At 38.7% G+C, this 22,936-nt stretch carries 17 protein-coding genes; 12 read left to right on the top strand and 5 right to left on the bottom strand.

Features of this window, described 5'->3' with window-relative positions; translation table 11 throughout:
- Position 1 precedes the first annotated feature (1 nt).
- Positions 2 to 1,960 (bottom strand): methyl-accepting chemotaxis protein, encoded by a 1,959-nt coding sequence (locus AC6H4V_RS07690; RefSeq protein WP_497606378.1) that lies wholly within the window; start codon positions 1,958 to 1,960, stop codon positions 2 to 4.
- 103 nt (positions 1,961 to 2,063) lie between these two features.
- Complete coding sequence (locus tag AC6H4V_RS07685) at positions 2,064 to 4,235, bottom strand: EAL domain-containing protein (RefSeq protein ID WP_497607923.1); 2,172 nt, start codon at positions 4,233 to 4,235, stop codon at positions 2,064 to 2,066.
- A 500-nt stretch (positions 4,236 to 4,735) separates the two neighbouring features.
- On the opposite strand from AC6H4V_RS07685, the gene AC6H4V_RS07680 reads away from it, so the two are divergent.
- Positions 4,736 to 4,981, top strand: coding sequence for a helix-turn-helix domain-containing protein (locus tag AC6H4V_RS07680; RefSeq protein ID WP_497606377.1), 246 nt, complete (start codon positions 4,736 to 4,738; stop codon positions 4,979 to 4,981).
- 83 nt (positions 4,982 to 5,064) lie between these two features.
- On the opposite strand, the gene AC6H4V_RS07675 is transcribed toward AC6H4V_RS07680, so the two are convergent.
- Positions 5,065 to 7,110: a methyl-accepting chemotaxis protein gene (locus AC6H4V_RS07675; protein ID WP_497606376.1), complete on the bottom strand. Its 2,046-nt coding sequence runs from the start codon at positions 7,108 to 7,110 to the stop codon at positions 5,065 to 5,067.
- A gap of 366 nt (positions 7,111 to 7,476) precedes the next feature.
- Entirely contained in the window at positions 7,477 to 8,595 is a 1,119-nt protein-coding gene (gene dnaJ, locus AC6H4V_RS07670) for a molecular chaperone DnaJ (RefSeq protein ID WP_497606375.1), read from the bottom strand.
- 92 nt (positions 8,596 to 8,687) lie between these two features.
- Here dnaJ and mltA point away from each other — a divergent pair, with 92 nt between their 5' ends.
- From mltA to AC6H4V_RS07615, 11 genes are all read left to right on the top strand, one after another.
- Positions 8,688 to 9,863 (top strand): murein transglycosylase A, encoded by a 1,176-nt coding sequence (gene mltA, locus AC6H4V_RS07665; RefSeq protein ID WP_497606374.1) that lies wholly within the window; start codon positions 8,688 to 8,690, stop codon positions 9,861 to 9,863.
- Between the two features lie 27 nt (positions 9,864 to 9,890).
- A complete protein-coding gene (gene recR / locus AC6H4V_RS07660) occupies positions 9,891 to 10,460 on the top strand; it encodes a recombination mediator RecR (RefSeq protein ID WP_428729577.1) in 570 nt (189 codons plus the stop codon).
- Position 10,461: 1 nt separating this feature from the next.
- A complete protein-coding gene (locus tag AC6H4V_RS07655; RefSeq protein ID WP_428729578.1) occupies positions 10,462 to 11,250 on the top strand; it encodes an MlaA family lipoprotein in 789 nt (262 codons plus the stop codon).
- Positions 11,251 to 11,253: 3 nt separating this feature from the next.
- Positions 11,254 to 11,856, top strand: coding sequence for a Tgt2/MlaC family protein (locus tag AC6H4V_RS07650; RefSeq protein WP_497606373.1), 603 nt, complete (start codon positions 11,254 to 11,256; stop codon positions 11,854 to 11,856).
- Between the two features lie 88 nt (positions 11,857 to 11,944).
- A complete protein-coding gene (locus tag AC6H4V_RS07645; RefSeq protein WP_497606372.1) occupies positions 11,945 to 14,620 on the top strand; it encodes a glycosyltransferase family 2 protein in 2,676 nt (891 codons plus the stop codon).
- Between the two features lie 69 nt (positions 14,621 to 14,689).
- Positions 14,690 to 17,101 carry a hydrogenase small subunit gene (locus tag AC6H4V_RS07640; RefSeq protein WP_497606371.1) on the top strand — a complete coding sequence of 804 codons (2,412 nt, stop codon included), beginning with the start codon at positions 14,690 to 14,692 and terminating at the stop codon, positions 17,099 to 17,101.
- Positions 17,082 to 18,743 carry a nickel-dependent hydrogenase large subunit gene (locus AC6H4V_RS07635; RefSeq protein ID WP_497606370.1) on the top strand — a complete coding sequence of 554 codons (1,662 nt, stop codon included), beginning with the start codon at positions 17,082 to 17,084 and terminating at the stop codon, positions 18,741 to 18,743. Before AC6H4V_RS07640 ends, AC6H4V_RS07635 begins: the two co-directional genes overlap by 20 nt.
- A gap of 44 nt (positions 18,744 to 18,787) precedes the next feature.
- Positions 18,788 to 20,230, top strand: a complete 1,443-nt coding sequence (locus AC6H4V_RS07630) for a DUF6161 domain-containing protein (RefSeq protein WP_497606369.1) — start codon at positions 18,788 to 18,790, stop codon at positions 20,228 to 20,230.
- 13 nt (positions 20,231 to 20,243) lie between these two features.
- A complete protein-coding gene (locus tag AC6H4V_RS07625) occupies positions 20,244 to 21,296 on the top strand; it encodes a Fic family protein (RefSeq protein ID WP_497606368.1) in 1,053 nt (350 codons plus the stop codon).
- Positions 21,297 to 21,552: 256 nt separating this feature from the next.
- Positions 21,553 to 22,140: an Abi family protein gene (locus AC6H4V_RS07620; protein WP_497606367.1), complete on the top strand. Its 588-nt coding sequence runs from the start codon at positions 21,553 to 21,555 to the stop codon at positions 22,138 to 22,140.
- 24 nt (positions 22,141 to 22,164) lie between these two features.
- On the top strand, positions 22,165 to 22,680 hold the full coding sequence (locus tag AC6H4V_RS07615) for a HyaD/HybD family hydrogenase maturation endopeptidase (RefSeq protein ID WP_497606366.1): 516 nt from the start codon (positions 22,165 to 22,167) through the stop codon (positions 22,678 to 22,680).
- Positions 22,681 to 22,779: 99 nt separating this feature from the next.
- Here AC6H4V_RS07615 and AC6H4V_RS07610 read toward each other — a convergent pair whose 3' ends face one another.
- Positions 22,780 to 22,902, bottom strand: a complete 123-nt coding sequence (locus AC6H4V_RS07610) for a hypothetical protein (protein ID WP_497606365.1) — start codon at positions 22,900 to 22,902, stop codon at positions 22,780 to 22,782.
- Positions 22,903 to 22,936 lie beyond the last annotated feature (34 nt).

Here is a 22,936-nt window from a genome sequence, read left to right as displayed (position 1 = left end):
TTTAAGTTCTAAAAAGCTCTAACTTTGCGTGCAGCTCATCCGTCATAGAGTTGAGATGTTCAGCCGCTGCTGCTATCTCTTCGACACTTCTTGCGTTTGTAGCTGAGATTGCGTTGATTTGACTTACTTGTCCAACAATGACTTCTACATTTTTACCTGTTTTTTCAAAATCATTCACTGTTTTATCTGTCGCGAGAACTGCTTCTTTAACGATTGCTACGCTCTTGTTTATCTTGTCTTCAACATCGCTTGCACTGCTAGAGAGTTCTTGGACATCTTGGGCGTTAGAATTCATTTGTCCGCTGACATCGCTTATAGACTGCACGATGACGTTGATGGTAGCGTTTATCTCTGTAAGGCTTCTTTGCGTACGTTCTGCAAGTTTGCGTACTTCATCGGCAACTACGGCAAATCCGCGTCCATGCTCACCCGCGCGCGCTGCTTCTATAGCAGCGTTTAGAGCCAATAGATTTGTCTGATCGGCAATATCGGCGATAATATTTAAGATATTTTTTACCTCATTTGCCTCTTTTGAGAGTGTTTCCATACGCTGCGCAAGTTCTACTTCAAGCTGTGCGGAGTTTTGCACTTTGTGTGTTAAGCTGATAATCTCATCTCTTGCATGTCCTAGATTTTCATTTGCGCGGAGTATCTCTTTTTTGCTCTCTTGCGCTTCGCTGATAGCAACTTCTATCTCTCTTTTAATCTCTCTGGCTTTTTTAGTTGCTTCATCGACGGCAACTACACTTTTTTCTACATTTTCCCCAACACCCATTGCAGTTGTTGAGAGTTCATGAGAGATAGAAGCATTTTCGCTTGAGCTACTTTTAGATGTTTGGATAAGCTCTCTGAGTGTAGATAAGAGTCTATTGAAACTTTGCGCCATTTGACTTAGTTCAAGCGGTACGTTTTCATCGACTTTTATGGTCAGATTATGACTCTCTCCGATACTGATAAGAGTAGCTTTAAAACGCTCTATCGGCTTGCTTACGGATGTTTTGATAAGGAAAAGTATAAGTGAAGCAAAAAGAAGGATACCCACAAATAAACCTATAGTTAAGGAGATGATATTAAAAGATGCTTCATCAATTTTCTCATTTATAACTTTGTCGGTATATCTATAGAGTTCAAGCTCTACATCTCTAAGGATGTCTATGGAAGCAGTTACATTTGTAAACCATTCATCCAAATTTACTTTAAAATCCCCTTCAAGTCCCTTGTTTTTGGCTATCTCTATCATACCTGATGTTTTCTCAACTACATCGCCTCTAAAGCTGTTTTTATAAAAATCTTGCAACTCTTTTGGCGCAAGAGTTATAAAGTTGCGGCTGTTAACATTGTATGCCCCTAAAGAGCCTCCAAACGCAAAATATGTATTTCCGACAAAACTATCTTTGGCAAAAGCACCGTTAAGATTTGCTCTTATCTGCCCTAAAGCCTCTTTTGCAGAGGCAAGATGCGTATAGGCTTGGATGGCATTTCTGCCATTTTTATCATCCATAAGCGATGGAATTGTTGTTGCGCTATCTATGAGTGCGATAATGATTTTGGAAAAGTAAGTTCCCGTATCGGGCGCACTTATCAAGAGTGCGTCAACCGCTACTCTTTTTTGGCTTAATTCTCTTAAGTTGTCTAAAACCGAACCATCTCCTTTTGTGTTGGCATAAACATCTTTTATCTCTGCAATGGCACTATCAACTTTCCCTCTTGTTTCTGAGAGTTTACTACCGTTTTTTGCTCCATTGGAAGCTACAAACCCCACGCTTAACCCTCTCTCAACTTGCATAAAATGGATTGCTTTTGCCAAAGACTCTACCTCTTGGATACGATACTTTGTGACAACTAAATTCTCTTTTATACCCATGTCAAAGACAATCTTTCCCACAGAGAGAGCCAAAATAACCAAAATTGGCACAAGTGCCAACACCATTAACCTTGCTTTAATGCTTGAGTTTTTCATAACTTTTCTTTCCTTTTTTGTTTTAACCTCATTTTATGCGCTTGTGGAAGTATGGTTTTGGGCGGGGCTAAAGCCCCACTTCCGATGTGCTGCGCTGGATAAATCATAATTTTTCTTTTGGGGTTGAAAAGTAGTATCCTTGCGAGTAGTCAATGCCTAGTTGCTGCACTATTTTAAAAACCTCTTCATTTTCAACAAATTCCGCTATGGTTTGCATGTTAAGTTTTTTTGAAAACTCAACAATAGTAGAAACAACTAAAAAAGCATTGTAATCTGTGTTTATGTTTTTGATAAGCGACCCATCTATTTTGAGATAATCTGCTTTAAGTTTTATGAGGTACTCAAAGTTGCTATACCCTGTTCCAAAGTCATCAATAGCTATCTTGCATCCATATTTTTTGACTTCATCTATAAAACTGGTGACGATGTTAAAATTTTCTATATACTCTGATTCTACTATCTCAAATACAACTCTTGAACCGATACTATAGCGTTGGAGCATCATAACTATATAGTCCAAGATTTGAGGTTCGGCGATATCCATAACAGATAAATTGATAGAAAATTCAATCTCATTTGTTTTGAACATTTCAAAAGATTGTGCGATAACAAGTTTTGTAATATCAAAATACTTTTTTGTTTTTTTAGATATATCTAAAAAATAAAAAGGCGCAATCGTAGCACCATCTTCGTCAATCATTCTCACAAGTGCTTCGTACTTTTCATATTTTAAAGTGCGGTTGCTAACGATGGGTTGATAGTGTGTGATGATATTGTCGTTTTGTAGGGCGATTGCTAGTTTTTTTGTCCATCTTATGTTGTTGGCATATGTGTTGTTTAGCGAAATATCATCGTTGTAAATGATAAAGTCATTATTTGTCTGCTTGGCTAATTTTAGTGCCATATTGGCATTAGATAAAAGATGCTCTTTGTCATCAAAAGCGATGCCACAACTGCAAGAGAGTACGATTTTTTCATTTTGGATAATCAAGCTCTCTTTCATGGAAAGTAAAATTTCTTTACATATATGCGTAAAAATATCTTGCTTTTGTTGAGTTGCAAGAAGCGCAAATTCATCTCCTTGAAGTCTGTAAAAAAAGAGTTTATCGTCGTTTGAGATGAAATTATAGATCTTATCTGCGATAGATTTTATGACACTATCTCCAAAGTGATGCCCATAAAAATCATTTAATTCTCTAAAGTTGTCTATGTTAAAAATAGCGATTGAGAGATTTTCTTTCTCTTTTATGTCTTCACTAAGTTTATATCTGTTGCCGTAGTTTGTTAGCGTATCTGTTTTTGCTGCCATCTCAAAGAGGGATTTTTGTTCAACTATCTTAGTTATGTCTGTTCGAATTGCTATAAACTCTATAACTTCTTTATTTGCGTCTAAAATAGGCTTTATGAATGTTTTAGCCCAGTAAGCACTACCATCTTTTTTCTTATTTTTAACGTCACCGAGCCATGGTTGCTTGAGTATTTTGACGGTATGCCATAAATCTCTAAAAACCTCTTTAGGCATATCTGGGTGATGGATGATGTTGTGTGATTTTCCTAAGAGTTCATTTTGTGTGTAACCGTTTATGGTACAAAATTTATCATTAACATAGGTTATAATGCCCTCTGGATTCGTTTTTGAAACTATTTCGCTCTCATCAACAACTGATTTGTACTGTTCAAGAAGCGATGTTGATTCATAGAGGTTAGACTCAAGAGAATCTGTTGAAGCCAATATCTCTTTGACAATCGTTATTGCTTCATAAATAAGAGCTAGAGAACTGATGATTAAAAAGATAAAAACTAAAATCATCTCATTGAAATTTGACTTTTGTTTTTTTTCCAGTGCCTTATTTACGTTTATAAATAACGCACTTTCGATAGCGTTGAGTGATTCTATAGTGTATGTTATCTTTTCAAACCACTCATGAGAAAACGCTTCAAGTCGTTGGCTTTTTTTGTTGTTTAACACAAATTCTATGATGTCAAAAACCTCTCTGTTTTTTTCATCGTCCAGCGATTTTGTATAGCTATAAAACAAATCGCTAAAAGTAGATAAATTGTTCTCAAATCTGCTTTGAGAAACGCGGTATGTTTTAAAAATAACATCCAGTTTTGCATAATCTTCCTCTTGAATCTCTTTTTTTATAAAAGATTTGTTGAGAATAGTTCTTGTTTGTCCAAGCATCTCTTTCATGATGACAAGATGCGTATAAGCATTTATATAAGTTCTGTTTTGCGCATCGTTCATAGAGTTTGGAAGAGTGCTGGCAAATATCTAAGAGAGTGGCAATTTTTAAAGAGTAGAAATCATGTATTTCATTTATCGTGAGGTTTTTTGTATCTAAGGATTTTCTCTCTTCTATAATTTTTGCAAGAGTGTGTTGGCAGTTTGTTAGAGTTGTGTTTTGAAGTAATTTGTTCAGTTGCTGTTTAGTGGAGTGCAACTTCTCTTTTTTGTTACTGTCTGGATTGGCTACGAGTTCTGTGTTTAGACCTCTTTCAAGCTGAAGCAAATGCACTATTTTTGAAATTGCCATAGCGTTGCTGATATCTTTTTTTGCAAGTTCAAAATCCTCTTTTTTATGAAATATCTCAATTAAAACGAGAGTGGATAACATAAAAATTATAATCATTGGCAGTGTAGAGAGTATAAGAAGCTTGGATTTAATATTTATCAATGACTTTATCCCTTGTTATTTATCCCATAGGATAATGACTAAGGTATTGTATATCTATATAGTTTAATCTAAAATTAACCTATAGGATAAATTACATATGAATTTTGCCAATATTTCACAAAAAGAGGTCGATGATATATACAAAAACATATCTTTAAGAGTGAAATGTTTTAGAGAAGAAAAAAAGATATCGCAACTCGAACTTTCACTTGAGATAGGGATTAAATCTGTTGCTTTTTACTCAAATTGCGAAAATAATAGATATGGAAAGCACTTTAATTTGGAGCATCTTTATAAAATAGCAAAAGCTCTTGAGGTTGATGTTAAAGATTTGATAGTTTGAGGCGTGGTTATGTTTGTAAAATATTCTAGTATAGTGGCATAAAATATACCACTATAGAGGTAGATATAAGAACAAAAGGCTCTTTATGTTCTAAAGAGCTCTAGTTTTGCGTGTAGTTCGTCTGTCATGGAGTTTAGGTGGTCTGCGGCTGCTGCTATCTCTTCTACGTTTCTAGCGTTTTTAGAGGAGATTTCGTTGATTTGTGAGACTTGTGCGACGATGGACTCTACGTTTCTTCCTGTTTGTTCAAAATCGCTTACGGTTTTGTCGGTTGCGCGTACTGCTTCATTGACTATGAGGACACTTTCGTTGATTTTTGCTTCTACGTCAGAAGCGTTTTGTGAGAGACCTTGAATCTCCTCTGAGTTTGAACTCATCTGTCCGCTGACATCTACGATGGATTGGACTATGACGTTGATGGTTGCATTTATCTCTGTGAGGCTTCTTTGCGTGCGCTCTGCGAGTTTACGTACTTCATCTGCAACTACGGCAAATCCGCGTCCATGCTCGCCCGCACGTGCTGCTTCTATGGCAGCGTTGAGTGCGAGAAGATTTGTCTGTTCTGCGATATCGGCGATGATATTTAAGATATTTTTGACTTCACTTGCCTCTTTTGAGAGTGTTTCCATACGCTGTGCAAGTTCTACTTCAAGCTGTGCGGAGTTTTGCACTTTGTGTGTGAGGTGGATAATCTCATCTCTTGCAGCACCTAAGTTCTCATTTGCCTTGATAATCTCTTTTTTACTCTCTGCCGCTTCATAGATGGCGATTTGGATTTCGTTTTTGATTTGACTTGCTTTTTTCGTTGCATCATCAATCACCACCACACTTTTTTCTACATTTTCCCCAACACCCATCGCAGTTGTTGAGAGTTCATGAGAGATGGAAGCGTTTTCACTAGAGGACTGTTTAGAAGTTTCTATGAGGTCTCTGAGTGTGCCTAATAATTTATTGAAGCTTTGTGCCATTTCTGAGAGTTCTTGCGGAGCATTCTCATCTACTTGAAGCGTGAGGTTTTTTGTATTGCCTATACCCAAGAGCGTTGTTTTAAACTTCTCAAGCGGAGCAATAACACTTTTATTGATAAGCAAGACAGCAGCTAAAACAATGACAACAAGTACGATAAGAGAAGAAATAATTAAAAGATTTCTCGTCTCAATCGCCACTTTTTCCATTTCGTCCACAGTTATCCTAGAAATGATAGCCCATTTCAAATCACTCCCAATCTCTACAAAAGAGTAGGCAACTGCTATCATTTCTCCTGTAAACCCTTTTATGACTGCTTCACCGCTCTCTCCGCTCAACCCTTTTTGTGACGCTTCAGTATCTACTTTACCCGCAGAAGGATTTGCAAAAGAGGCTTTAATAGAGTGTGTATCTTTCCATAAAAAACTATCGCTTCGCATCAACTTATCTTGCCCGACAAGAAAATCTTCTTGCGTTTCACCGTAGCTAGTTCTATACTGCATAACCCTGCTTATAGCAGCATCCGACACCTGAAATGCTATAACTGCTTTGACTTCACCGCCTACTTTAACTGGAGTTGCTAGAAACATCGCAGGCGCACCGCCGCTTGGTGCGTAAGGAGCCATATCGACAAATGTAGGACGGTTGTTTTGGAGCGCTTTTCTGTACGCCTCTGCAAGTCCGCTCTCTTTAAGTTTTCCAGCGCTTAGATTTTCTCCATAGTCGGATTCTTTTGCCCCTGTGTAGAGCACATGCCCATGTTTTGCACACATAACAAAAATATCATAATAACCATACTCTTGCATATAGGATTGAAAAAAAGTCTCATGTCTCTTTGTTTTCTCTTGTACCATCTCATTTTTAACTGGAAAATCATCCGTTGCGCCTACACCTAGCTCATCATGCACATGAAGCATATCTTCTACTAGCTCTTTGACATCAGACGATGCTGAAAGTACATTTATATCTCCGATTCTCTCTTTGAAAAAAGTTTCTAATTGCGATTTTTTGATATCTCTTGCTCCTTGAAGAGCGGCAACGCTTTTGTTGTGAATAGCCTCTTTGCTGTCTGTTACCGCTATATAGGTGGTGATAACCGCCAATATAAGAAGTGAAAACACGCTAAGTGTAATCATCTGAAACCTAAGTGACATTTTTTTCATTTACGAACCTTTTTTATGAAGAATTATTTTATTATATCAAAATTAACAATTGATGTTATAGTCAAAATAAAAAGATTACAAAAAGGTTACAATAGAATGCAATATTTATTCTGTATCATTATTTTGCTTCTATATCTAACTATAAACTGATTTTGCGTACTTTATCGGAAATGGGGCTTTAGCCCCGTTAAAAGTTTAAAACACTTGTGTAGTTTTTGTCGTAGCAACTAGGCGAGGCTGAAGCCTCACTTCCAAGAGAGTGTAAAATCATGTTTTTCCACGGAGCTTAGTTCAAGATTGGCATGTTCGCGAGGCTGAAGCCTCGCTTTCATGAGAGTGCAAAATCCCCATAAAAAAGGGATTTTGTTACTTAAACCAGCTTTTCATCTTCTCGATAGCTGAGTCTAAAACACTTTCATGTGGTTTTGACTCTATGCCAAAAGACTCTTGGAGTTTTGAGAGGAGTTCTCGCTGTTCGTCGGTGAGTTTTTTAGGGTAGGTGATGTTGACTTGCGCTATGAGATCTCCTTTTCCGTGTCCATGAACATCGTCGATGCCCTCACCTCTAAAGACAAAGTGCTGTTTGTCTGTCGTTCCGATGTCTAGTTTTAGCTCAAGTTCGCCTGTAAGCGATGGAATGTTGAGCGTGTCGCCTGCGACTGCTTGTGTGAAGAAGACGGGGATGGCGATATAGATATCGTTGCCATCACGCTGAAAATGTTTATCTGGCTTGACGCTAAAAGTGACGTAAAGGTCGCCTCTTGTGCCGCGTTTACCGATGTTTCCTTTTCCTGAAACTCTAAGGCGGTTGCCGTTGTCGATGCCTTTTGGAACTTTGATGGTAACATTGCCACGCTCTTCATGGTAGCCTTTGCCATCACAACTGTTACACGGTGCAGCGGGAGCAGAGCCTGTTCCATGGCATGCCGGACATGTTTGGGAGAAGGTCATAAAGCCTTGTTTCATAAAGACCTGCCCTTGACCTCTACACTGGCTACATGTGGAGAGCTTGCCATCTTTTGCACCTGTACCGCTACAACTGTTACAAGAGTTTTTGTACTTGAACTCTACCTCTTTTTCGCATCCAAAAACGGCTTCGTTGAAAGTGATGTGCATATCGACGTTCATATCGAGGTTGTATTTTTCCATATCGGATGGGTTTTGACGGCGGCGAGATGAACCGCCAAATCCGTTAAACATCTCTTCAAAGATACTACCCAAATCGTCAAAACCGCCGGAAGAGCGTCTGCCGCCGATGCCTTGAAGTCCCTCTTTGCCGTATCTGTCGTAGATGCTCTTTTGCTTTTCATCGCTTAAGCATTGGTACGCTTCGTTGCATAGTTTAAACTTGTGTTCTGCTTCGCTATCACCCGGGTTTTTGTCAGGGTGGTACATTTTTGCCATGTTTCTATAGGCTTTTTTGATGGTTGCCTGATCCGCATCTCGCGAAATCTCTAAAATTTCATAATAGCTTAAATCCTGCATCTTTTTTCTATCCTTGCCTGAAATTTTTTCGCAATTATAGCGTTTAAAATTTAATATATTTGCTTGGTATGAATTTTGCTATAATCGCATCAATGAAAAGAAACATACTTTATATAACCACAATTTTATTTTTAGTAGGATGTTCGAGAGAACCCACGGTCGTTGTTTATGATGCACCTACGCAAAAGCCTTTGGATATCCAAAAAAGTGCTCAAGAGAGCATCCAAAAGAGTGTCCAAAAAGTGAAGCTTCCTGCTGTACCAAATGCAGAGCTGATTCCTAGCAGTTTTGAGGAGCTTCCTGAGTGGGAAAGTGAAGATTATACGGCGGCTCTGAACTCTTTTGTGACAAGCTGTAAAACAACTAAAACAAAAGCGCTTTATGAAGAGCTATGCCGTGTTGCCAAAGAGACACCAAGCCCTAAAGATTTTTTTATGCAAAATTTTGCACCTTACCAAGTGGATGTCTCGGACAAGAAAGATGATGGGCTTTTGACGGGTTACTACGAACCGCTTCTGAGGGGTTCTTTGAAAAAAAAAGAGCCTTATGTGCATCCTGTATATGGAACTCCAAAAGATTTAGTTACCGTAAAGTTGGCTGATCAGTATCCAGAGCTTAAAAACTATAGATTGCGCGGAAGAGTGGAGGGGGCAAATGTCGTTCCCTACTACTCGCGTAAAGAGTTGAGCGGGCGAAAAATCGATGCGGAGATTGTCTGTTATGTGGACTCTCGCATTGACCTTTTCTTTCTTGAAGTACAGGGTTCAGGAAGAGTTTTGCTTGAAAATGGAGAGATGATGTACGTCGGGTTTGATAATCTCAACGGACATAAGTATAAATCTATCGGGAAGTATCTCATCGATGCGGGTGAGATGACGTATGCAGAGGCTTCTATGCAGGGCATCAAAAAGTGGTGTGACCAAAATCCATCACGCGTAGATGAGTTGCTACACCATAACGACTCTATGGTTTTTTTCAAAAAGAAAAATCAGCCTGCTACGGGTGCGCTTGGCGTTGTGCTTACCCCTGAGCGCTCTGTTGCAATTGATCAAAGCTATCTTCCTTTGGGAAGTATGCTTTATATGAGCGCAGAGACAAAAGAGAAGGATTTAAACCGAATCGTTCTTGCGCAAGATACGGGCGGAGCCATCAAAGGGAGTGTTCGCGCTGACTTCTTTTGTGGATATGGCGATGAAGCAGGACAGATTGCAGGCAGACTCAAAGCGCCTTTGAAATTGTGGATACTGTTGCCAAAGAGTAAATCCTAATGAAGCTTGAGGTTTGAGCGTTTTTTTATGAATGGTTCTTTAGAAAAATTTAACAAGCTTGTCGATGCGCTGCAAGAGCTCCCCACCATCGGCAAAAAATCAGCCATACGCCTTGCTTACCATATAGTTATGCGAGACAGTTTTGTCGGGATGAAGATATCGCATGCCATAGAAGATGCGCTTGGCGGTATCAGACAGTGTAGTATGTGCGGCGGCATGAGTGAAGATGCACTCTGTTTTATCTGTTGTGATGAGAGCAGAGATGAGACACTTCTTTGTATCGTTGAAAACGCCAAAGATATTCTTCTTTTAGAGGAAAACAAGCTTTTTGAGGGAAGATATTTTGTCTTAGAATCTTTAGAAAACTTCAATCTCTCGGCTTTAGAGAGAATGGTTGCTTCAGGGGTAAAAGAGATCGTTTTTGCGCTAACACCATCTATCGCAAACGATGCGGTTATGTTATATATTGAAGATAAATTAAGTAATTTTGATATAAACTTCTCAAAAATTGCTCAGGGTGTTCCAACTGGAGTAAGTTTAGAAAATATAGATTTGTTGTCTCTTAGCAGGGCTTTAAGTGACAGAGTAAAGGTGTAAGATGAGGACGATTTATCTAAGCATAGTGAGTTGTATGCTTGTTTTTGGGCTTAGTGCGTGTAGTTCAAAGAGTGTTGCAAAACCAGAAGAAGCGGTACAAACACAAAAAAGTGATGGCGCTGAGGATGAGTTGGCATCGTTTGCGGATGAGATGGAAGTTCAAGAGATTTATGACCCACTTAAGGGCTATAACCGTGCGATGACACGTTTCAATGACGGTGCGTATGAGTATGTTTTTAAGCCTGTTGCTACTGGGTATAAAAATGTGTTGCATTTTGAGGTTCGCAACTCTATAGAGAATTTTTTTGAAAATCTTTACTTTCCAGTGCGATTTGCAAACACTCTTTTGCAGGGGAAATTCTCTTATGCGGCGGAAGAGGCGGGGAGATTTGTTTGTAATACGACAGTGGGTGTTTTAGGGTTTTTTGATCCTGCGAAGAGTTACTTTGAGCTTGAAGCACATGAGGAAGACTTTGGGCAAACACTTGGATTTTATGGCGTTGGCGGCGGTCCTCATATCGTACTTCCGCTTCTTGGACCCTCAAACCTGCGTGATACTTTGAGCCTCTACCCAGACTCTTTTTTGAGTCTGCTTGACTATGAAGAGAGAAGTTACTGGACACTTACGGATACCCCAGCGGAGTATATCGGTGTAAAAGTGCTAGAAAAAACAAACACTATCTCCTTGCATATGGACAAATACGACAAGATGAAAGAGGATGCAGTGGATTTGTATCCGTTTTTGAGAGATATGTATGAACAGCGTAGAAAAAAACAGATAGAGGAGTAAGTGATGCAATATATCTATAAAATGGTGTTGGTTCTGGGTATGGTGCTTTTTTGTGCACAAAGTGTAGCCGCAAATGAGCAAGTGGAGTTAAAAGAGCATTTTTTAAAGAAGATTGATGAAGTTATCTTGATAGTTGAAGACAAAAAGATGACAAAAGATGAGAGAAATGGCACTATCGTTAAGTCATTAACGCCTATGTTTGATTTTGAACTTATGGCAAAACTTAGCCTTGGAAGCAAATGGAGGGAGCTCTCAGATGCTGAGGGAAAGAAGTTTGTAGCACTCTATGTTGAGCGTATGAAACAATCCTACTCATCAAAAATCGATGCGTACAAAGATGAAAAAGTAGAGATAAAAAAGATAGAACAAACTAAAGAAGATAGGATAACTTTAGTAAGTGACCTTGTGAGTCAAACCCAAAAACTTGAAATCGCTTATAAGTTTCATAAACCAAAAGTTCCTGTTGCGTCAAAAGATAAGTGGCTTATCTATGATGTAGAGATTTTGGGTGTAAGCATTTTAAAAACAGATATGGCGCAATTTAAAGAGTTTTTACAAACAAAAAGTATGGCTGAACTCATGGATGCTTTGGCAAAACAGTCGTAGATTTAAAGCCTAGGAAAGAGTTGCAAATTTTACATAACAATTTCAAAAATTTTGATGTACAATTCGTTTCATTTTCTTAGGAACACCATTGAAATACATTCTCGTTTCGCTCCTTTTCGCTTCGCTTCTTCAGGTTTTTTTATGGCTTAACAGTGATAACAAATTTATCACACCTCCTGATGCCGATAACATCATTGAGTCACTCTCGTACGCTCCCTATACAAAAAAGAACGAAAAAGAGATGCTGAGTGATGCAGAGGTTCTTAGAGATCTAAAACTCTTAAAAAAGTTTACCAACACTGTACGTTTCTACTCTGCGGAGGATTCTCAAAAAGTACTGCCTTTTGTAAAAGAGCTTGGTATGCAGGCTCATATGGGGCTTTGGCTCTCCGGAGTTGCTGAGGATAACGAAAAAGAGATAGCTTTGGCGAAAACTCTCATCACTGAGTATTATGACAACTTGACATCGGTTATTGTCGGAAATGAGGTTCTGCTTCGTGATGACCTCAAACCTGATGAACTGGTTGTGCATATCAGAGATTTTAAAGCGCACGTGGATGCTATCTTCAAGGCAAGAGAAGAGGTTAAAGAAAAAGCCATCCAAGATGAACTTGCAAAGATAAAAAACAAGCGTAAACGAACTGCAAAAGAGAAAGAGCTTCGCGCAGAACTTGCAAAAAACAAAGAGCATACCGTAGCAGTGACTACGGCTGAGATTTGGAATATGTGGCTGCTTTATCCTGATTTGGCAGATGAAGTTGATATGATCAACATCCATATTCTTCCATATTGGGAGAAGATAAAAGCAGAGAACTTTGAAGCATTTTTCAATGAGATTTACCAAAAGATACGGGATGTGCATAAAACAAAACCTATCATCGTAGGGGAGTTTGGATGGCCAAGCCAAGGGTATAACAACCAAGGCGCTGTGGCAAGTCCGCAAAATCAGGCGATGATTATTAGAAGATTTTTGGGAATGGCAAAAGAGAATGGCTTTAGCTATAACCTTATGGAAGCGTTTGACCAGCCATGGAAAGGTGTGGATGAGGGAAGCGTTGGGCAGTACTGGGGTATCTTTGATGCAAACCGCAAACTAAAATTTGAGATGCAAGGGGTAGTACTTGTAGAGCCGTTCTGGTTTATGCAGATGGTTTCAGCCGCTATCATCGGGGCTATTTTGACATTCTTTGGACTTAGAAATCAAAATATCAACTTCTTACATGCCATCACTTACGGACTTGCGGCGCAAGGTATCTCTTTTGGTATCGTTATGGCGGCGGTCTATCCGTTTATCCACTATATGAATTTTGGTATGTGGATTATGTGGGGGATGGGCTCTCTCTTGATGATACCGCTCACGCTCATAACCCTTGCAAAGGCAAATGAGCTTTTCAAATGTACCATAGGAAAAGCGCCTGAGAGACTTATTCCGCTTGATTTGAAGTCGGACAGAGTTCCTTTTGTGAGTATTCATGTTCCTGCATATAAAGAGCAGCCTGCTGTTTTGGAAGAGACGCTTCGTGCTCTTGCACAACTCAAATATACAAACTATGAGGTTTTGGTTATCATCAATAACACTCCTGAGGATTTTTATAAAGCACCTATCAAAGCGTTGTGTGAAGAGCTTGGCGAGAGATTTGTTTATCTTGATATTCAGTGCAGTGGATTTAAAGCAGGAGCACTTAACAAAGCGTTAGAGTTTACAAATCCTGAGTGCGAAATACTTGCCGTAATCGATGCCGACTATGTGATTAAGCCTACTTGGCTTGTTGATTTGGTACCGATTTTTGATGATGCGAAGGTTGCATTGGTTCAAGCACCTCAAGACCATAGAGACGGTAACGAGTCGCTTATAAAAACTGCTATGAATGCTGAGTATGCAGGCTTTTTTGACATCGGCATGGTTGAGCGTAATGAAGAGAATGCTATCGTGGCGCATGGAACGATGCTTATGGTACGTAAAAGTGCGTTTGATGAAGTGGGGCAGTGGAACACTGATACCATCGTTGAAGACAGTGAATTAGGGCTTAGACTCTTTGAAGCGGGGTACATCGGGCATTATACAAACCGTCGTTATGGGCATGGACTATTACCAGATACTATTGAAGCTTTCAAAAATCAGCGTCATCGCTGGGCATACGGTGCGGTGCAGATTCTCAAAAAACATTGGCAACACTTTAAGCCATCATCCAAAACGCTTACCCGTGCGCAAAAACATCACTTTGTGACTGGTTGGTTTTTCTGGCTCTCTGACGCACTTGGACCAGTGATGGCAGTGCTCAACATCCTTTGGGTTCCAGTTATCATTTTCGTTGGAGTAACTATTCCTACAATTGCGCTTACAGTGCCGATTTTGACAGCTTTCTTGGTAAACGTCATCCACTCATTTATACTCTACAAAACAAGGGTTGGAGCAAAACTTTTCCACTCAACGCTGGGTGCTATTGCGGCTATGAGCTTACAGCTTATAATCTTCAAAGCGGTATATGATGGGTTTGTCAAAGACCGTCTGCCATTTAAGAGAACAGAAAAAGGGGGCAACAGCAAAAAGAGTGTAAGCAGCCCTGTTAAAAATGAGATCATTTTAGCGACACTGCTTATAGGTTCGTTTATCGCACTTATTATGACAAATCATCAGGATATTGTAGAGATTTATGTCTTTTCTGCAACCATTCTTATCCAGAGTGTGCCTTACCTCTCGGCTATTGTTTTAAGACTTATCGAAAAAAGTTCTTATAAAAAAGAGACTGCTGCAAATATATAAAAAAAGGGCTTTTTGCCCTTTTTTCTTTCCCATTTTTAAACTATAATGCTCTAAAAAAGAGGTATCGTTATGAGACTCTTAATAATTGGTGGCGGTATCGCCGCGGTGCATTTGGCAAATAGAGCAAAAAAAATCGATGCATCGCTTGATGTTGTGATGCTAAGTGATGAGTTATACCCGCCTTATGATAGAATCCACCTCTGCTCTTTAGTCGATGAGAGCGCAACACTGCAAAAAATATCGCTTCTGCTTGACCCAAGAGTACATCTGGAGCTCAACCAAAAAATCATAAAAATAGATAAAGTAAAAAAGAGAGTTTTCTCCAAAGATGCGATGTTTCATTATGACAAACTCGTCATCGCAACAGGCTCGTTGCCAAACACCCCATTTGATATAAGCCAAATCAAAAACGCTGCTGTTTTTAGAAGTGCGGAGGATGCCAAATCTATCAAAGAGGGCATAAAAGGCAGAGAGGTTGTTGTCGTCGGGGCAGGACCAATCGCACTGGAACTTTTGGAGCGGCTGGACAAAATGGAGGATGTACGCAAAGTCACACTGCTTGTACGTTCAAACTTTTTATACGATAAAAACCTCTCACAAGAATCCATAAAGCTCATCGAGAAGAGCTACACAAAAGAGAAGAAGATAACCATATCTTACGAAGATGAAATCATAGATACTGTGGTTGAAGATGGCGAGATAAAGAGGCTGAGTAGCAAAAAACTGGAGATTGAGAACCCTTTTGTGGTCTTTGGCATAGGGATAAAGCCAAATATTGAGAGTTTTAGAGATGCCTTGGAGTGCAACAGGGGGATTTTGACAAATCTTTTTATGCAGTGCGAAGAGGATATTTACGCTGTTGGAGAGTGTGCGGAGGTGAGAGAGCTTGGCTTTGTGGCGGGGCATGTGGAGGCTTGCGTGGATGAGGCAGAGTGTGTAGTGGCGCATCTGTTGCTTGGAGAGCCAAAAGAGTTTGCACGCAAAACAACGGTCGATATGCTTAAAGTGGGTGCGATTAACCTTGTGGATGTGACTTCTGCAAAGTTCTCAACTGAGTATGAGAAGGTCACTATAAGTAGCCAAAATTGCGTGGATGAGTACTTTTTAAGAGAAAAAAAACTGCTTCGCTATGTCGGTATCAACGCAAATGCAGATATAGCCTCTCTGCAGGCTCTTATGCAAAATGAGAGTGAAGTTGCTATAGATGAGTTGCGCAAAAACAGGGTTGATGAAGCAAGAGGCAAACTTGTTTGCAGTTGTGTGAGTGTTTATCGTAATGATTTGGTTGCTCTGGTTGTGCAAAACGGCGTGAGTACGTTTGCGGATTTGGCACACTTTTCGCAAGCGGGCAGGGTTTGCGGCAGATGCAGGGGCGAGGTTGTAAAAATCATAGAGGAGTCCCAGCATCTCATAGACCCTAGCGTGGTTCAAAAAAGCGCCAAAGAGCAAGAGATAGAAAAAGAGGTGCAAGAGGCAAAAAAGAGAGTTGAGAAGTACAATAAACTGCATCCAAAAAACCAGCTTGACGAGAGCAACCTTGAAGCGGCAATGGAGTCGTTGGAGATAAAAAAGGATGAGGTCAACAGATGGATAAGTATGGTCACGGCAAATATGCAGCTGCATCCAAAGTTTGAAGAGGTGGTACAAAAAGGGGTAAAAACACTAAACAAGATACCCATTATCTGGCTTGAACTCTCGGATTGCAGTGGAAACTCGGAGGCTTTTATAAAATCTGCAAACCCTTCTATCGAGGACTTGATATTTGACTACATCTCGCTTGACTATCATGAGCTTTTGATGAGTGCTAGCGGTGATGCGAGTGAGAGCGCGCTTGAAGATATCATCAAAAACCAAAGGGGCGAATATGTGCTTATCGTAGAGGGTGCTGTGCCTCTTGGGCTGGATGGAAAATACCTAAGAATCGGCTCAAAGGGCGAGACGGGCATAGAACTCTTAAAGAGATGCGCAAAAGATGCGGCACTCATCGTTGCGGTGGGAAGTTGTGCGTTTGATGGTGGAGTGGTAGCTGCTGCGCCAAATCCAACTGGAGCGGTTGGCGTTGCCGATGCGCTTGAGAGGGATGATGTCATAAATATATCTGGATGCCCTACAAACCCTATAAACATAGTCGGTACGCTGCTCTACTTTATGATGTTTGAGGAGATGCCGCCGCTTGATGCGTTGAACAGACCTCTTTGGGCGTATGAGGGGAGGATTCACGAAAACTGCGAGCGGCGAGGACATTTCGATGCAGGTGAGTTTGTCAAAGAGTGGGGCGATGAGGGGGCAAAAAAAGGGTGGTGCCTTTTTGAGATGGGGTGTAAAGGCGCTTACGCAAATGCAAATTGCCCTACGATGAAGTTCAACAAAGGTACAAGCTGGCCCGTTCAAGCAGGGCATGGGTGTATGGCATGTACAGAAAAAGGTTTTTTCGACAAATACGCAAATGAGAGAGTTTACCATGAAAAAAATAGTCATTGACCCCATCACTCGCATAGAGGGGCATTTGAGGGTTGAAGTTGAAGTCGATGAGGATGGAGTTGTAAGAGAAGCGTATGCAAGCGGGCAGCTTTTTCGCGGTATAGAGATGATTTTAAAAGAGCGAGATCCGCGTGATGCTGGGCTTTTAGCAGGAAGGATTTGCGGAGTTTGTACAAACTCGCATTTTCGTGCCGCGGTGAGCAGTGTCGAGGATGCTTACGGCATAGAACTGCCAAAAAATGCGCAAATCGTAAGAGACTTGATGGCTATGGCGCTCTTTATCCAAGACCATGTTGTGCATTTTTACCATCTGCACTCTTTGGACTTTGTGGATGTGACAAGTGCGCTTCAAGCCGATGCCGCCCTTGCCGTAGAAGAGGCAAAAAAGTACGCAAAAACCCCGTATGAGAGTTCGTTTTCTCACTATGAGGCAGTTTTGCTCAAGCTTCAAAACTTTGTAAAAGCAGGCAGACTAGGACCATTTGCAAATGGATACTGGGGGCATAGTGCCTACAAACTCACCCCCGAACAAAATCTCATCTTACTCTCGCATTACTTAGAGGCACTCAAGTTTCAAACGCAGTTGAGCAAAGCGGTGGCGATATTTGGCGGCAAAACACCGCATCCACAAAGCATAGTTGTCGGCGGAGTGACAAGCGTGGCGGATATGCTAAGTCTCCAGAGGCTAAATGACTACATCTTTAACATCAAAGAGGCAAAAGAGTTTGTCGATAACGCTTATATGGCAGATATGAGGCTTTTGGCAACTGCTTACAGAGACGATATAAAGGCTGGTTTAGGCAGAAGTGCGGGAAACTTTTTGTCCGTGGGTGGTTATGAGTTTGATGAGAGACAAAAGCTCTTTAGCAGCGGAGTAATCTATGCGCATGATTTTTCAAAAGTAGAGGAGTTTGACGAGAGTAAAATCACCGAAGAGGTGGACAGGGCGTGGTACACTCAGAGCGGCGAAGTCTGCTATACCGACTTAAACGATGACGGAACACTAAAAACTGCCAAAAACGATGACAAATACTCATGGATAAAAGCTCCACGCTACGGCGGTGAAGCGATGGAGAGCGGACCTTTGGCAAGAGTGCTAGTAAGCTACCTAAGCGGCAATGAGTTTATAAAACCTTTTGTTGATGAGTTTTTAAAAGAGAGCGATTTGGAGCTTTTGGACTTATCTACAACGGTGGGCAGAAATGCCGCAAGAGCTATCGAGAGTGCTTACATCTGCGAGTATGTTTTTAAACTTGTCTCGGATTTGCTTCAAAATATAAAACACGACGACACACAAACTTGGACAAAATACGAGTTTGAAAAACTCCCGCAAAATGCAAAAGGCAGAGCGTTTTTTGAAGTCCCTAGAGGTGTTTTGTCTCACTTTGTGAACATAGAAAATCAAAAGATAAAAAACTACTCCGTCATAGCCCCCACCACTTGGAACGCCTCGCCAAAAGACAAAGATGGCAAAAGAGGAGCCTACGAAGAAGCGCTCATAGGCATAAAGATAAAAGATGCCACAAAACCGCTTGAAGTGCTAAGGGTCATCCACTCCTTCGACCCATGCCTTGCATGTGCGGTGCATGTTGTAGATGCTAAAGGTAGGGAGCTTGGTAGTTATAGGGTTAGGACGGTGTGATAAGTTGGAATTTGATATAATCGCTAAAGTAAGGAAGAAATAAAATGAATATAAATCAATTGAAAATAAAACTAAAAGAACTTGAAACAAATTTGCAAAATAAAACAGTGCAAGCAACTCTACAAGGCGGGGGATTCTCTTTAGAAGATTTTGAGGAGTCTTTACAATCATATTATAAAAATATTGAACAAATTCAAGATGATGATTTGTTAAAAATTATAGAAACTAAAATCTTAGAACTTATCTCATATAGTAATGAGCCTCGTTTTGTAAGTTATTCCCATAAATTTATAAATGCTGCAAATTTTTTAATATCAAATACTCCAAAAGAGCCAAAAATAGAAAAAAACGACATATCTGAATCAACTCAAATATTAGAAAAAGAATTTTCAAAAAGATATGATAAGTTGATTGAAGCTTTAAATTTTGAAGGGGAAGAGTGTAACTTAATATTAGAAACACCATCTAAAGAAAAAAAACCTTTTAAAGTTTATAAAAATCAAAATAAATCAATAGTTGTTAAGACACAAGGCGGCACAACAAACACAAGAACAAAAGATAAATTAATAGGCATAGTATATAGAAATGAGAGTGATGAAAAAAGATCGTATGACAAAGTAATAATCCAAAAGATTTTAGATAATTCAATATTTGATTTTTTAGTTACTTCCAGTATGGTAAAAGAAAATTCAAGTGATTTACTAGAAGCTATGAAAAACAAACTATCAAATAATGAAAATGAATTACTAAAATTAAGTAATAAATTTGAAAAAATAGAAAAAGAAAATCAGACTATCGAAGAGAAAAAAGAACAATTTTATAAAATCTTTGAAAAATCAGAAAATCTTGATATAAAAATTCAAGCACTAGAAGATAAAATAAAACTAAACGCTTCTGTAACATACTGGGAGGCTAAACAAAAAAATCATAAAATTAAATTTTGGTGGTTTGGTGGTGCAGCAATAGTTTTTATAGCAATACTTTTACTTATTTTATTTAAGGCTTTAAATTATCATGAAAATCAAATAAATGGAAGTGGAAAAATTGAAATTATAAGTGATATCAACATAACGAATGAATCAAACAAAGCAATACAAGATGTTAATAAATCTATTAGCGCAATAAAACAAACTTTGCAAGAACCAAAGAAAATAATCTCAAATAATGAAGAAAATAGCAAATCTTTTGATTTTGACTATTCAAAATTAGCTTGGTATATTTTGATGATTTTTGCTTCATCGAGTGCTTTTTGGATTATTAGAATTACAGTAAAAATTGCACTCAGTAATTTACATTTATCAGAAGATGCCCATGAAAGAGTTGTTATGATACAAACATATTTATCTTTTATTAATGAGGGACAAATAAACAATGAAAATGCTAAAAACCTAATTTTATCCTCATTGTTTAGACCATCCAATATTGGTATTATTAAAGATGAATCAAGTGTTACGGTTGCAGATATTATGACGGCATTTAAAAAGTAGGTAGTGAATCATTATGAATAAATTACTACTTACCCACAAAATCGAAACCCCAAAAGTCCTAAAAAAAGCCATCTCTGCAAATAGGGCTTTGGCAAATCTAAACGGTGTGGCTCGTATTATTCCAAATAGTGCAATTCTCATAAACTCTTTGGTGCTTCAAGAGGCAAAAGATAGTAGTGCTATAGAAAACATCATCACAACTCACGATGAGCTTTATCGTGCAAATCTTGATATAGAGAGTGTGACAAACGAAGCAAAAGAGGTGCAAAATTACAAAGAAGCACTATTAAGAGGGTTTTCACTCGTACAAGAGTATAAACTTTTACTCAATAAACATATCATTGAAATACAGTCGGTTTTAGAAAAAAATAGTGCGGGAGTTCGAAAACAAGCAGGAACAAATCTTAAAAATACTTTAACGGGTGAGGTTATCTACACTCCGCCGCAAGATTATGCAACTATTCAAGAGCTTTTAACAAACCTTGAGAAGTATATAAATGAGCCAAACGAGATAGACCCACTTGTAAATATGGCGATTATCCATTATCAGTTTGAATCAATCCATCCTTTTTATGATGGAAATGGAAGAACTGGAAGGATTATAAATATTTTGTATTTGATACTTCAGGATTTGCTCGATATCCCAGTGCTGTATCTGAGCCGTTACATCATCACACATAAGGCTGATTATTATAGGCTTTTGCAAGAAGTACGAACAGATGACAAGTGGGAAGAGTGGATTTTATATATGCTTGAAGCAGTTGAACAAACTTCACTGGAGACGATAGAACTTATAAACAGTATCAGTGATTTGATGATAAAGACGCAAGATAAAATATCGCAAGAATTGCCAAAGATTTATAGTAAAGATTTGGTTGAGGTACTTTTTATGCACCCATATACAAAGATAGAATTTTTGGTTGATAGATTAAATATTACAAGACAAACAGCTTCAAAATATCTAAGTGAACTTGAAAATATAGATATATTAAAAAATATACAAATCAAAAATAGTAAATTTTTTGTCAATATTGAGCTTTTTGATATGTTAAGAAAAGGCATATAATTTGACATATCTTATGAGCTATGTTAAAAAAATATAAAAAATTTAACATAGCTCAAAACCTATGTTAAAAAAATAGTGAAATTTTGACATATCAAATGCTAATGACGACTTTCAAAACTATGAAGGTTTATTTGGTAAAATTGCTAATCGTAAGACTTGATTGTTAAATGAGTGGAGTGAAAATTATGTACCCCCAACTACATCTCTAGTATGTAGGCTTACAGGGGAATTACAAGAGTATTGTAGGAAAATATAAATGAAAGATGCCTTAATAAAAAGATTTATAAGCGATGAAAGATTTGGAAGCTATAGAGATATAGAGGAATATGAGGCTAATTTACTACTTTCAAAAAATGCATATATACCGCTATCTATTCTGGAAATAGCACTTAAAAACTCTATAGACAACCTGCTAAGTGTAAAACTTGGTATTAATTGGATTGAAGATACTGGCTTTTTAACAAAAGATAGTATTGTAAAAATAGAAGAAGCAAAAAGCATATTACAAAAGCGTGGAGAAAGTATTACAAAATCTAAGATAATAGCTGAACTATCTTTTGGATTTTGGGTAAATTTGTTCAAAAAACCATACGCTACAAAACTTAGAACAAGTGATTTACAAAATATTTTTTTGAATCTACCATCAAGAGAAGAAAAACTTATCAATCGAGAAGTATTATACAAAGAACTAAATCATATTAGAAACTTTAGAAATAGGGTGTTTCATTATGAGAAAGTTTTAAATAAAAATAACTATAACAAAATATTTGATGAAATAGATGAGATACTTTGCTATTTTGATAAAGAGTTATTAGAATTTTCAAAAAAGGCAAATAATGGTTGACTTGAGATTTAGTTTATGTCACATATGAAAAAAACAGCAGTTATAGGGGTCGGTAATATACTCTTTTGTGATGATGGGGTAGGGGTTTATGTCGTTAGGTATCTAAGGGAAAACTACCTCTTTGAGCCTGCCGTGGAGTTGGTTGACGGCGGTACTGCGGGGTTTGGGCTTTTTGAGTATTTTGTAGAGTATGATGATGTTTTGCTGCTTGATACGCTCTCTTTGGAGGATGAGGCGGGGAGTATTTACAAGATACCTTCACATGCATTGCTTGGGCTTGGCGGGTATAAAAAAACGGCGCATGAGGTTGAGGTTTTGCAGATGTTAGAGATGTGCGAGCTCCATGATGCAAAGGCAAATATAACGCTCTTTGGGATAGTTCCGCAAGATATCACAACTCCAAAGATAGGTTTGAGTGAGGTTTTGAAAGGGCGGTTTGAGCTTTTGGTGCAAACGGTTATCGAGGCGTTAGAGGGGATTGCTGTGGAAGCAGTTAAAAAGGGGAGTTTGGATTTAGATGCTATAATAGAGTTGCCGTAAATGTGATGAGTAATGTAGCAGGTTAATCTGGAAGTGGGGCTTTAGCCCCGTTTAAGCATTGCAATGAAAATAGCAACACATACGAAAATTTTAGCGGGGCTAAAGCCCCACTTCCGAAATTTTAAAAGGATAAAGCCATGAGATATTTGTCTGTTTTTGTTTTGTTTTTGAGTACCCTTTTTGCCCACGGTAAAGAGCATGAACACATTCACTTTTTTTCATCACTGCATACAGAGTATTTTGTTTTTTTTATAGT

The organism is Sulfurimonas lacustris, from assembly GCF_059705355.1.
The sequence above is the reverse complement of the archived record's forward strand: the minus strand, read 5'-3'. Positions and strand labels throughout refer to the sequence as shown.